The sequence below is a fragment of the Stagnimonas aquatica genome (assembly GCF_003730135.1).
Taxonomy (GTDB): domain Bacteria; phylum Pseudomonadota; class Gammaproteobacteria; order Nevskiales; family Nevskiaceae; genus Stagnimonas; species Stagnimonas aquatica.
In genome coordinates this window covers 16058-28573 of the sequence record NZ_RJVO01000002.1, presented here as the reverse complement: position 1 = coordinate 28573, position 12516 = coordinate 16058, and the positions used below count along the sequence as shown (strand labels likewise).

The 12516-nt window shown below is 66.1% G+C and carries 12 protein-coding genes and 1 tRNA gene; 4 read left to right on the top strand and 9 right to left on the bottom strand.

The annotated features are described in order from the left end of the window. Positions 1-290 precede the first annotated feature (290 nt). Positions 291-881 carry an NUDIX hydrolase gene (locus ED208_RS04665; protein WP_123210727.1) on the bottom strand — a complete coding sequence of 197 codons (591 nt, stop codon included), beginning with the start codon at positions 879-881 and terminating at the stop codon, positions 291-293. A 68-nt stretch (positions 882-949) separates the two neighbouring features. Then, positions 950-1037 (bottom strand) — tRNA-Leu (locus ED208_RS04660). 51 nt (positions 1038-1088) lie between these two features. Between ED208_RS04660 and queA the strand changes: the two genes are divergently transcribed. Continuing rightward, positions 1089-2114, top strand: coding sequence for a tRNA preQ1(34) S-adenosylmethionine ribosyltransferase-isomerase QueA (gene queA / locus ED208_RS04655; protein WP_123210726.1), 1026 nt, complete (start codon positions 1089-1091; stop codon positions 2112-2114). Positions 2115-2149: 35 nt separating this feature from the next. On the opposite strand, the gene ED208_RS04650 is transcribed toward queA, so the two are convergent. Further along, positions 2150-2314: a DUF1328 domain-containing protein gene (locus tag ED208_RS04650; RefSeq protein ID WP_123210725.1), complete on the bottom strand. Its 165-nt coding sequence runs from the start codon at positions 2312-2314 to the stop codon at positions 2150-2152. Positions 2315-2411: 97 nt separating this feature from the next. Beyond that, entirely contained in the window at positions 2412-2816 is a 405-nt protein-coding gene (locus ED208_RS04645; protein WP_123210724.1) for a hypothetical protein, read from the bottom strand. A gap of 42 nt (positions 2817-2858) precedes the next feature. Here ED208_RS04645 and tgt point away from each other — a divergent pair, with 42 nt between their 5' ends. Next, positions 2859-4001, top strand: a complete 1143-nt coding sequence (gene tgt / locus ED208_RS04640; RefSeq protein ID WP_123210723.1) for a tRNA guanosine(34) transglycosylase Tgt — start codon at positions 2859-2861, stop codon at positions 3999-4001. A 23-nt stretch (positions 4002-4024) separates the two neighbouring features. Here the strand turns inward: tgt and ED208_RS04635 are convergent, their stop codons facing one another. The 5 genes from ED208_RS04635 to ED208_RS04615 all read right to left on the bottom strand — a co-directional run bounded on the left by ED208_RS04635 (position 4025) and on the right by ED208_RS04615 (position 10146). Next, positions 4025-5515 carry a flavin monoamine oxidase family protein gene (locus ED208_RS04635; protein ID WP_233574829.1) on the bottom strand — a complete coding sequence of 497 codons (1491 nt, stop codon included), beginning with the start codon at positions 5513-5515 and terminating at the stop codon, positions 4025-4027. A gap of 49 nt (positions 5516-5564) precedes the next feature. Continuing rightward, positions 5565-7088, bottom strand: coding sequence for a hypothetical protein (locus ED208_RS04630; protein ID WP_123210721.1), 1524 nt, complete (start codon positions 7086-7088; stop codon positions 5565-5567). Next, a complete protein-coding gene (locus ED208_RS04625) occupies positions 7085-7741 on the bottom strand; it encodes a TetR/AcrR family transcriptional regulator (RefSeq protein ID WP_123210720.1) in 657 nt (218 codons plus the stop codon). The genes ED208_RS04630 and ED208_RS04625 overlap by 4 nt, the downstream gene beginning before the upstream one ends. 109 nt (positions 7742-7850) lie before the next feature. Further along, on the bottom strand, positions 7851-8330 hold the full coding sequence (locus tag ED208_RS04620) for a glutathione peroxidase (protein WP_123210719.1): 480 nt from the start codon (positions 8328-8330) through the stop codon (positions 7851-7853). Positions 8331-8409: 79 nt separating this feature from the next. After that, entirely contained in the window at positions 8410-10146 is a 1737-nt protein-coding gene (locus ED208_RS04615) for an acyl-CoA dehydrogenase family protein (RefSeq protein ID WP_123210718.1), read from the bottom strand. A gap of 128 nt (positions 10147-10274) precedes the next feature. Here ED208_RS04615 and yajC point away from each other — a divergent pair, with 128 nt between their 5' ends. Beyond that, on the top strand, positions 10275-10619 hold the full coding sequence (gene yajC / locus ED208_RS04610) for a preprotein translocase subunit YajC (protein ID WP_123210717.1): 345 nt from the start codon (positions 10275-10277) through the stop codon (positions 10617-10619). Positions 10620-10659: 40 nt separating this feature from the next. Then, positions 10660-12516 (top strand): protein translocase subunit SecD, encoded by a 1857-nt coding sequence (gene secD / locus ED208_RS04605; RefSeq protein ID WP_123210716.1) that lies wholly within the window; start codon positions 10660-10662, stop codon positions 12514-12516.

The window sequence follows — 12516 nt, the reverse complement described above, 5'->3', positions numbered from 1 at the left end:
AAAAAACTGTGATCGGAGTATCAGGCAGGCATTTATTGCACTGCAATAGACGTTCCATAACTACGAATCCGACCTCGTCAGTTTATGAGCGTCCGGACCGGTTCGGGGATCGCCGGAACGGGGGAGTCGGTGATTCTAGGTGGCTTCAAGCGGTTAAAAATATTCAATCCATTCAGATGGATAAATAAAATTAATATGCATTTGACGGACGCTAGCCAGCTCGCATTAACCTGATGCGTGCATTGCCACTTTTTTCTCGTATTGATTACTAATTTCCGCTCGGCGCTGTTTTAGCTGGCTTCCGATAGCCAGCGTCCGATGTCAGCTCGGTCTTCGTGGGTCGGGCGACGGACCAGATCCAGGGTGTGGACCTGGTGCCGACCGGCACGGCGGTCGTCGAAGAAATAGCGCAGGCCGCGATAGATGGTCGGGAAGGCGATTTCATCCCAGGGGATGTCTTCCTCGCGCATCAGTTCCACTGCACTGCTCTCGCTGGTAGGGCCAAAGTGTGGGCCGCGCAGGTGGCCCCGATGGATCAGGTGTACCTGGTCGACATAGGGCACGTTGATGACTGCCACCAGGCCATCGACCACGACCTCCGCCTGCGATTCCTCCAGGGCCTCGCGGGCGGCGCCCTGGGCGCTGGTTTCGCCCAGCTCCATGAAGCCGGCGGGGAAGGTCCATTTGCCGAAGCGCGGCTCGATGTTGCGCTTGCACATCAGGATGCGGCCATCGGCCGCCTCCGGAATCACGCCGACGATGAGCTTGGGGTTGACGTAGTGCACCGTGCCACAGGCCGGGCAGACGTGGCGCGGCAGATGATCGCCGTCGTCAGGCACCCGGTAGACCACTTCGTGACCGCAGGCGCTGCAAAACTTCATGGGCGGCTCGGTGTCCCCGGGAGGTTCCGGCCACCGACGCGCTGGCGCGCGCGATGACTGGACTTCATTGGTGCCTGAGAAAGGAATCGAACCTTCACGAGGGGTTGCCTCGGCGGATTTTGAGTCCGCTGCGTCTACCAGTTCCGCCACTCAGGCTTGGTCGCGCATTATAGCCGCGTCGGCGTGTGCATCTGGGACAATAGCTGGATGCGCAAACAAGACTTTCACTACGAGCTCCCCCCGGAGCGGATCGCCCGCCATCCCATAGAGCCGCGCTCCGCCGCGCGCCTGCTGCACCTGGCTGCCGACGGCAATCACCATCGGGCGATGCTGGATTTCCCCGCCCTGCTGGCGCCGGGCGATCTGGTGGTGTTCAACGATACCCGCGTCATCAAGGCGCGCTTGCTCGGACACAAGCCCACGGGGGGGCGCGCCGAACTGCTGATCGAGCGGGTGCTCTCAGGGAGCGAGGTATTGGCGCAGCTCGGCGTGAGCAAAAAGCCCAAGCCCGGCGGACACATCCGGGTTGCCGATGGCAGCTTCGTACTGCTCGGGCGCGAGGGCGATCTGTTCCACTTCCGCTGGGAAGGCCCGGGAGATGTCTGGTCGCTGATGGAGCGAGCCGGGCAGCTGCCGCTGCCGCCCTACTTCGAGCGCGAGCCGAATGCCGAAGACGAATCCCGCTACCAGACCCTGTTCGCGGAAAAGCCGGGCGCGGTCGCGGCACCGACGGCCAGCCTGCATTTTGATGAAACCCTGCTGGCGGCCTTGACCGAGCGGCGGGTGCGGACCGCCAAGGTGACCCTGCATGTCGGAGCTGGCACCTTCCAGCCGGTGCGCGTGGACGAGATCCAGCAGCACCAGATGCATGCCGAACGCTATGAGGTGACTGCCGCCACCGCTGCGGCCATCGCCGAAACCAAGGCGCAGGGCGGCCAGGTGGTGGCGGTGGGCACCACGGTCTGCCGCGCCCTGGAATCGGCGGCGCGCTCTGGCAGCCTGCACCCGGGGGGCGGCGAGACGCGGCTATTCATCACCCCCGGCTACCGCTTCGCCGTCGTGGATCGGTTGCTGACCAATTTCCATCTTCCGGAATCGACGCTGCTGATGCTGGTCAGCGCCTTTGGCGGCCACGCGCGGCTGATGGAGGCCTACCGGCAGGCCATCGCCGCCGAATACCGCTTCTTCAGTTACGGCGACGCTATGCTGATTGAGCGCGATCACGGTGGCTGAGGTCGGGGCGCCCCACAGCTTGCCGACCTGCGGGCCTAGGTTTTTCCCCGGCGCCCTGTAAGGAAGGAAACCACAGCCATCACCAGGAACACCAGAAACAGGATCTTGGCGATCCAAGCGGCTTGTCCGGCGATACCGCCAAAGCCAAGCAGGGCGGCGATGATGGCGACGACCAGGAAAACGACGGCGTAGTGCAGCATGGCTATCTCCTTGGTGCAGGTGGAAAGTGCGGCGCCGAAGCGGCGCCAGAACTTTGCCCACCACAGCAGAGCCGCCTGAGTCCGGGCTGAATCGGCCTCAGGCCCTGCGATACGCGGCGCGCAATTGCGCCACCGCACCGGCCCACTCGGTCAGCACGAACAGCGCCAGCACCGGCGGGCCGCCCAGCAGCAGAATCCAGACCAGGCTGGCGCCGACCCAGAGCCGCCCCCAGCCGTCGATCACCGCCAACAGGCCCACGGGGTGCAGCAGCCGCGCCACGACCCAGACGCTGACCAGGGAGCCGGTGAGGCTCACGAACAGCAGATGGATCGGCTCGAACGGTGGCGGTTGGGCCGCGCCGCCGAGCAGGCCGTTGAGCCAGTAGAGCCCGCCGAGAAACTGCGGCGCCAGCGCGGGGATCGCCAGCATCCAGGTCACCGCCGAGTCCAGCCAGGCCCAGAAGCGGACCGTGCTCGCCGGTATGTGGTCGTAGTTGCGCATCGCGGGTCTCCTGACAGGCGCGAAGAATAGCGACAATAGGCGATGCGATTCGAACTTCTGAAAACCGACGGCCTTGCCCGTCGTGGCCGCCTGCAGTTGCAGCACGGCGTGGTGGAAACCCCGATCTTCATGCCGGTCGGCACCTATGGCACGGTCAAGGCCCTGACCCCGGAAGAGCTGCGCGCGGCGGGGGCCCAGATCATTCTCGGCAATACCTTCCACCTCTGGCTACGGCCCGGCGTCGAGGTGATGGGCAAGTTCGGCGGCCTGCACGGCTTCATGAACTGGAACGGCCCCATCCTGACCGATAGCGGCGGCTTCCAGGTGTGGAGCCTGTCGGAGCTGCGCAAGCTCACCGAGGAAGGCGTGCACTTTGCCTCGCCGGTCAATGGCGACAAGGTTTTCCTGTCGCCGGAGAAGTCCATCGAGATCCAGCACGCGCTCAATAGCGACATCGTCATGCAGTTCGACGAATGCACGCCCTACCCGGCGACCGCCGAGCAGGCGCGCAAGAGCATGGAGCTGTCGGCGCGCTGGGCCGCGCGTTGCAAAACCACCCATGCCGGCAACCCCAACGCCCTGTTCGGCATCGTGCAGGGCGGCATGCATGTCGAGTTGCGCCGCGAGTCCCTGCAGCGATTGGAGCAGATCGGCTTCGACGGTTACGCGGTCGGCGGGCTCTCGGTCGGCGAGCCGGAAGAGGAGCGCCTGAAGGTGCTCGACGCCATCGGCCCGGCGCTGCCGGCGGCACACCCGCACTACCTGATGGGGGTCGGCACGCCACGCGATCTGGTGCAGGCGGTGGCGCGCGGCATCGACATGTTCGACTGCGTGATGCCCACCCGTAACGCCCGCAACGGGCACCTGTTCACCAGCGAGGGCGTCATCAAGATCCGCAACGCCAAGCATCGTGATGACACTGGTCCGCTCGATCCCAAGTGTCAGTGCAACACCTGCCAGAACTACTCGCGGGCCTATCTCTACCACCTCGACAAGTGCAACGAGATTCTTGGCGCCCGACTGAACACCGTGCACAACGTGCACTACTACCTGGACCTGATGCGGCGCATCCGCGAAGCCATCGACGAAGGCCGCTACGCGAGCTTCGCCGCCGAGTTCCTGGCCGGTCCGGAAGGCGCGCCAGCACGATCCAAGCAAACGCCGGAGGCGAAACCCGAGGTCTAGAGTCCCGGCCCGGTCGGGTCGGTCTACAGAGACGCCAGCACCTCGGCGGCGGCTCTCTGGCCGGAGCGCAGGGCGCCGTCGAAGTAGCCGTTCCAGATCTCGGCGGTTTCGGTGCCCGCCCAGTGCAGCGGGCCAATCGGCTGGCGCAGGGCCTCGCCGTAGTCGAGCCAGACCCCGGGCGGGAAGTAGCCGGCATAGCAACCGCGGCTGAACTCCTCCTCGCTCCAGCTCTGCTCGATGTATTCGAGCGGCGCGGCGGCGGCCTCGCCGAAGTAGCGCACGAAGCTGTCGATGGTGCCCTGGCGGCGCTGTTCGGGCGTCCAGGCCAGAGCCTTGCGGCCGTCCTCGCCCTCGATGAAACCCATCATCACGCCGATGTGGCCGTCGGGTGGCGAGTTGTCGAAGGTGATTTTCACCGGTCCGGTGTCGCTGGTGACCTGACCATTCAGGCCGGCGTCGCGCCAGAACGGCGTCGGATACACGCACTGCACCTTGATCACGGTACCCATAGGTAGCCGCTGAGTGAGCTGGTCGCGCAGGCCTCCCAGCGGTGGCGTGTAGCGCATGCGCCCGGCCAGGGTCGGCGACAGCGCCAGGATGGCCCGCTGGGCCCGCACCGAGAATCCCGCGCCGGCGACGGTGACCCCCTCGGCGTCGTAGGCCACATCGCGCACGACGCGGTTGAAGCGGATGCGGTCCCGTAGCGGTTCGGCGAGCCCGATCGAGATCCGCTGGCTGCCGCCGACGATGCGCGAATCCTGGGCGCCGTTCTCGGTGTTGATCAGGTTGTCGAGGCTGCCGGCGCTGTGGATGTAGAACAGCACGTGCAGCAGCGAAAGGTCGCGGGGCTGGGCCGAGAACACCGATTCGATGGTGAGCTGCAGCAGAGCCTGGCCACCGGGGCTCAGGACATTGGCGTCGATCCAGGTCTGGAAGGTCTGGCTGTCCCAGGCGACGGCATTGCCGGCGGTCCAGGGCCGGTCGAGCGGCACCTCGGCGGCCATGCTGTTGAGCCGCTGGATGGCGACCGCAGCCTCGGCAGCGCCTACGGGGTCGGTCGGCGGCAGCCGGTTGAGGCCGAGGTTCAGCGGATCGACCGGGAACAAATGGCCGTACTGCAGTGACAGGCCATCGCGGTGGTCCAGGTAATTGCCGGTGCTGTAGGTCTTGAAGGTCTCCAGGCCGAGATCGGCGATGGTCTTGAGGACCAGGTCCTGGGTGGGGCCTACCCACTGGCCGCCGACCTCGACGACGGTGCCGGGCTTGGCGCCGGCCGCCGTCACCGGATGATTGAGGGTGCGGCCGCCGACCCGGTCGCGCGCTTCCAGTACCAGCACCTGTTTGCCGGCAGCGACGAGTTCGCGGGCGGCCATCAGCCCGGCCAGGCCGGCACCGATCACCACGACCTCGGTGGACTCGCTGAGGTTGCTCGCCGCACCGGCGTCCGGGAGCGGGGAGTTGCCACAGGCGGCGAGGGTGGCGCCGGCGCCGATGCCGGCCAGGCCGCTGAGCAATTCTCGGCGGGTTAGCGCCGGCGGGGGTAGAGGAGAGTTCATGGTGGCTTTAATGCAGAAGGTCGGCCCAGACTGCGGTTTCCAGGTAGTCGTTTTCCTGCGCGTCGCGGGAGCCCGGCGATAGCGCGGTGCCGGTTTCCAGCAGCGTTGCGCGTGGGGCGTCGTCGCGGACCCAGGGAGCCAGCGCCAGAAACTCCGGTTTCTCGCCCTGGAACACCTGGTACCAGCCAACGTCGGTTCCGGGCTCGAATTCCAGATTGCCGACGTAGTGCTGCCCCGGTCCGCTCTGATGGCGGGCGGTGATCGCGCTCTGGCCGTCGAAGGCGAGGTCGAGCAGATTGCCGACCAGATGGGCGGTGATGTTGTAGCGGAAGCCGACGCTGGGTTCGGCGACCGTGCGCCAGGTGGAGTTCATCCACTCCAGCGGCTGCCAGCCGCCAGCGTAGTAGGCGGCCCAGCGGCCGGGATTGGCCTCGGCCTGCACCACCACGTCCACGCCCAGGGCATCCATGCAGGGCATGTAGCTGGCCGGGATGTCGGCGCAGGGCTCGAACCCTGCCGGGCGCTGGCCGAACTCATAACCCCACTGGAAGGCCGGCAGCGAGGTGGCGAAGCCCAGCTGGAAGCCGGCCACCGGGTAGCCGGCGGCGTTGGCGAGTCCCGCCTCGCCGCTGGCCGGGCCCTCGTCCAGGCCCAGAACCTGTAGTTCGATGTCGGTCAGCGGGACTTTTTCGTTGCGGAACAGCAGGTTCTGCTCGCCGCGCGGCGCCTCCGGGTGCAGGTCTTCCGGTCCCCACAGGAAGGTGACGTTGGCGATGTGGGCGGCGGTGGCGATATAGACCTCGTCGATGCTGGCCAGATTCGGGTCCTTGAACAGGGCGAGGTCGACCGGATCGCTGGAGGCGGCGTAGGGCGCCTGGTTGTTGGAGGCCACGACATACACACCGTAGTCGCGGGCGATGTCGGAAAAAGTCTGCGAGAAGGCCCGGGCGAAGGTATCGGTGGCGGCCAGAAACACCTGTTTGCGAGGATCGACGCCCGGGAAGCGGATCTGGTAGGCGAGTACCTGCGGCAGATAGGCGAGGTTCAGCAGGCCCAGCGCGCCGACGATGCCCAGCGGGGCGGCGTCGCCCAGCGGTGCGGCCAGCGGCGTCTGTGCCTGTGCCCGCACCAGGGCGCCGCGCGAGCCGCTGGCGATGGTCATCAGCCCGGCGTCCTCGTTGTAGACCACAAGAGCCGGGAGGTCTGCACGCAGATGGGGCACAACCTGCTCTTCCATGAGGCAGCGCATCTTCAGGCGGAACTGGCCGTAGCTCTCGACGTGCCGGATTTCCTGCTTGTACTGGATCGCGAAGGCGCGCAGCTTTGCACCGGTTTGGGGCGCGCCGCTGGCCGGCCGCCAGCGAGCCGGGCGCAGCGCCTCGCAGGTGGCGGCATCGGGGCGCAGAGCGGGCAGGGTCGGCCAAGGGAGGTCGGTCGGGCCGGGCGCGGCCTCGGGATTGGGGCTGCGCTCGCTCAAGCCGCAAGCGCTTAGCAGCAGGGGCAGCAGGCTGAGCGCCAGGACGCGCTTCATGCGGAGACTCCGATCTGGGATTGCAGGGCGTGGACCAGCAGCCGCAGCTGGGCTTCGCCGGCGGCGCGGTCGCCGGTGGCGAGGTGTTGCAGGATCAAACCGTCCATCGCGGCCACGCAGATGCCCGCCAGCAGGTGTCGGTCGGGGCAGGCGCCCGCCGCCGGCAGGGCCTCGAAGGCCTGGCCCAGCGCAGCCACATAGCCCTGGTACTGGCGCCGGGCGAGGTCGGCATGCCCAGGGGTGTTGAGCGCGTACAGGGTCAGCTCGTACTGCATGCGCTGCAGTCCGGGCGTTTCCACGGTGTAGGCCCAGTAGGCTTGGGCGACGCGGGCGACGCCATCGCTGAGGCTGCCGGCACCGTCCAGGCTGCGCGCCAGAACCTCGGCGATCCCGGTGTGAATCTCGTCCAGCACGGCCCCCAGCAGGGCATTCTTGCCGGGAAAGCTGTAATGCACCATCGCCTGGTTCATCCCGGCTTCGGCGGCGACCGCCCGGGTCGAGGCAGCGGCCAGGCCGTCGCGAACGATCACCCGCATTGCCGCCTCGATCAGCTTGCGTCGGCGCTGGTCCGGTCCCAAGGCCTGGGGCGGCCGGCCGCGCCGGCGGGGCGGCTCGGCGGAGGCTGGCTGGGAGGCGGGAATGCATTTAGTCATTCGACTAATTAAATTCCGAAGCAACTGTCAGGCGCAAGACTCTGGTGATGGCGGGCACAAAAAAGCCCGCCGGAGGCGGGCTTGGGAGGCAGTGCCTGGTGGCCTCGGCTCAGAGCAGCTTCTCGATGTCCTTGGCGATGTCTTCCGGCTTGTCGATGGAGCCGTAGCGCTTGACCACCTTGCCGTCCTTGCCAACCAGGAACTTGGTGAAGTTCCACTTGATGCCCTCGGTGCCGAGCAGGCCGGGCGCGGAGCTCTTCAGCCACTGGTAGAGCGGGTGGGCGCCGGCGCCGTTGACCTCGATCTTGGCGAACATCGGGAAGCTCACCTCGTAGTTGAGCGAGCAGAAGTTCTTGATCTCGTTCTCGTCACCCGGCTCCTGATGGCCGAACTGGTCACAGGGAAAGCCGAGGATCACCAGGCCCTGGTCCTTGTACTGCTTGTAGACCGCCTCCAGGCCCTTGTACTGCGGGGTGAAGCCGCACTTGCTGGCGACGTTGACCACCAGCACTACCTTGCCCTGGTAGGCCCCCAGGCTCTGCTCGCCACCGTCGATGGTTTTTGCCGAAAAGCCGTAGAAATCGGTCATTGTGGTTCTCCTGTGAACAAGAAAAAGGGCCGGTGCTTCCGGCCCTTTTGAGTGGCGTTTCCGAAGTACTTTCCGCAGGTTACAGGCTCGCTGCCGGCAATGCCATGAAGTCCTCGGCGCCGCCCTTGACGGTGGCGCACAGGCCGCCCACCTGGGGCAGTAGCTTGGCTGCGAAGTAGTGGGCGGTCGCCAGCTTGCCGGCCTTGAACAGCTCGTCGCTCTGGGCACTCGCCGCCTGCGCCATGCGCAGCCAGTTGTAGCCGAGGTAGGTGAGGGCAAAGGCGCGCTGGTAGTCGCAGCAGCCGAATGAAGCGTCTTCCGGCTTGCTGCGGAAGGTCTCATAGATCCACTGGGTCGCGCTTTCCAGATCGGCCAGGGCCTGCTTGAGCGGGCCGGCGATGAAGGCGAACTCCGGTGCGGCCTCGGCCGCAGCCTTGTTCAACAGCGAGAAGAAGCGGGTGACCGAGCGGCCGCCGTTGAGGAACAGCTTGCGGCGCACCAGATCCATCGCCTGGATGCCGTTGGTGCCCTCGTACAGGCAGAGGATCTTGGAGTCGCGCAGGATCTGCTCGATGCCGTGCTCGACGATGAAGCCGTGGCCGCCGTAGACCTGGATCGCCATCGAGCCAAGGTCGACTGCGCCGTCGGTGCAGGTCGACTTCACCAGCGGGGTGTTCAGCTCCACCCAGTCATTGGCCTCCTCACGCACCGCCGGGTCCGGGTGGTGGTGGGCATAGTCGACGTAGAGCGCGGTCTCGTAAGCCAGAACGCGGGCGCCTTCGGTCATCGCCTTCATCTGCAGGATCATGCGGCGCACGTCCGGGAAGTCGATGATCGGCTTGGGCTGCTTGCGTTCCAGGGCGTAGCGCAGGGCGTTCTGGGTGGCCAGTTCCATCTGCCCCAGGCCCTGGAAGCCGACCATGATGCGGGCGAGGTTCATCATCACGAACATGTTCTGGATGCCCTCGTTCGGATTGCCGACGATCCAGCCGGTGGCGCCGTCGAGATTCATCACCGAGGTCACCGAGCCGTGGATGCCCATCTTGTGCTCGATGGCCGAGCAGTAGATGGCATTGCGCTCGCCCAGCGAGCCGTCGGCCTTGACCAGGAACTTGGGAACCACGAAGGTCGACAACCCCTTGACGCCGGCCGGAGCACCCTCGATGCGGGCGAGGGCGAAGTGGATGATGTTGTCCGCCATCCCGTGTTCGCCGGAGGTGATGAAGATCTTGCCACCCTCCAGCTTGTAGCTGCCGTCGGCCTGGGGGATGGCCTTGGTCTTCACGGCTGCCAGATCGGAGCCCGCCTGCGGCTCGGTCAGCAGCATGGTGCCGGTCCACTCGCCACTGGAGAGCTTGTGCAGGTAGGTCTGCTTGATTTCCTCCGAGGCGCTGGCGTGCAGGGCCTCGAAGCAGCCACCGGTGAGGCCCGGGTAGAGCGCGAAGGCGACGTTGCCGGAGCAGACCATCTCCTCCACCACCTTCCAGAGCAGGTATGGCATGCCCAGGCCGCCGTACTCGGTCGGGTTGCTGATGCCGACGAAGCCGTTGGCGGCGTAGGCCTTGAACGCCTCGGTGAAGCCCTTGGGGACGCTGACGGTGTTGTCCGGGTGGCGGGTGCAGCCCTCGGCGTCGCCGGAGGCATTGAGCGGGAACAGCTCCTGCTCGACGAACTTGGCGGCGGTTTCGATCATCTCCTGGATGATCTCCGGGGTGGCGTCGGCGAAATTAGGGACCGATTTAGCAAGATTGCCGGCCTTGAGAACCTCGTTAAGGACGAAGCTGATCTCGCGCAAAGGGGCGGTGTAGCTGGCCATGATGGGACTCCTGGAAGGGCGAAAATTTGGGCGCGCGGAGTATACCGGCCTCCGGCCCGCCACCCCAGCGGCTTGAAAGGGCGATGCAGCAGCCCTATGGCATACTCGCGCGCTCTGCGTCCTGACCAATGACTCTCATGTTGCTCGACTTCCTGATTGCCCCTGCCTACGCCCAGCAAGCCGCTGGCCAGTCCCCCGGCCTTTTCGAGGCCTTCTGGCCCCTGCTGGTGATGATCCCGCTGTTCTACTTCCTGCTGATCCGTCCGCAGATGAAGCGCCAGAAGGAACAGCGCCAGATGCTCGACAAGCTGGCCAAGGGCGACGAGATCGTGACCACTGGCGGCATCGCCGGGCGCATCTCCGGCATCGGCGAGGTCTACCTGACGGTGGAATTGGCCGACAACGTCCTGGTCAAGGTTCAGAAGTCGGCGGTTTCCACGGTGCTCCCCAAGGGCACGCTGAAAACGCTGTAACGATCTATTGAGGCGCGGCGCCAGGCCGCGCGGAGAAACCATGCAGCCCTATCCGCTCTGGAAGACGATCCTATTGGTGGTCGTCACCCTGCTGGGTGCGCTCTATGCGCTGCCCAACGTCTACGGTGAAGATCCCGCCGTGCAGATCAACACCACCTCCGGCGACCCGCTGCCGGTGGATTTCGCCGCCCAGGTGGACGCCGCGCTGAAGACCGAAGGCATACAGCCCAGCGGCTCGCGGGCCGACGGCGGTCACTGGGTGGTGCGCTTCGCGCAGGCCGAACAGCAGCTCAAGGCCGCCGACGCGCTGAAGAAGAGCCTGGGCAACGGCTACATCGTTGCCCTGGGCCTGGCGTCCAAGACCCCGGACTGGCTGACCAAGCTCGGCGCCAAGCCGATGTCTCTGGGCCTGGATCTGCGCGGCGGCGTGCACTTCCTGCTCGAAGTGGACGTCGACGACGCCCGCAAGGCCGCCGCCCAGCGCTACGTCACCGATCTGCCCAACTTCCTGCGCAAGAAGGACATCCGCTACACCGGCCGGCGTCAAGAGGGTGAGCGCACGGTGCTCGACTTCGCCGACGCGGTCACCCGCGAGGCGGCACGCAAGGCGATTGCCAAGGAATATCCGGAGCTCAAGCTCGACGCGCCGGATGGCGCCACCACCCTGACCGCGACGCTGACCGAGTCCGAGGTCAAGCGCATTGTCGACTTTGCGGTGCAGCAGAACCTCACCACTCTGCGTAACCGCGTCAACCAGCTGGGCGTGGCCGAGCCGCTGGTGCAGCGGCAGGGCGCAAACCGCATCGTCGTGCAGCTGCCCAGCGTGCAGGACACCACGCGGGTCAAGGACCTGCTGGGAGCCACCGCGACCCTGGAATACCGCGCGGTGGATGAAACCGGCTCGGCGGACAGCGCCGCCGCCAGCGGCATCGTGCCGCCGGGAACCGAGCTGTTCTACACCCGCGAAGGGCGCCGGCCGGTACTGCTCAAGCGCGAGGTGATCGCGGCGGGCGTGAACCTGGTGGATGCCGCCGCCACGGTGGACGAGAACGGGACCCCGGCGGTCAGCGTGACGCTCGACAGCCAGGGTGCCAAGCGGATGTTCGAGTTCACCGAGAAGAGCGTCGGCAAGCCGATGGCGGTGCTCTTCCGCGAGACCGTGGTCGAGACCAACTACAACGCCGAGGGCGTGCCGCTGCGCGAAAAGCGCGAAGTGGAGGAGATCATCTCCATCGCCAGCATCCGTGGCGTGTTCGGCAAGCGCTTCCAGACCACCGGCCTGACTAGCAAGGAAGCACACAGCCTCGCGCTGCTGCTGAAAGCGGGTGCCCTGGCGGCGCCGGTGGAAATCGTCGAGGAGCGCACCGTCGGTCCTTCCCTGGGTGCGGACAACATCAAACAGGGCTTCACCGCCGCGTTGCTCGGCCTGGGGCTGGTCAGCCTGTTCATGGCGATCTATTACAAGGTGTTTGGCCTATTCGCCATTGCCGCGCTATTGCTGAACCTGGTGCTGGTGGTGGCGGTGCTGTCGCTGGTGGGAGCGGCGCTGACCGTGCCTGGTATCGCTGGCATCGTGCTGCACATGGGCATCGCGGTGGATGCCAACGTGCTGATCTACGAGCGCATCCGCGAAGAGCTGCGAAACGGCACCAAGCCCGGTGAGGCCATCCAGCACGGCTATGACCGCGCTTTCCTCACCATCGCCGACGCCAACGTCACCGTGCTCATCGGTACGGCGATGCTGTTCGCGCTGGGAGCTGGCCCGGTTAAGGGATTTGCAATCACCCTCGCCATCGGCATCCTCACCTCGCAGTTCACCGCCATCGTCGGTTCCCGCGCGCTGGCACAACTGGTCTTCGGCCGGCGTCAGCGCATGTCCGACCTTCCTATCTGGTAA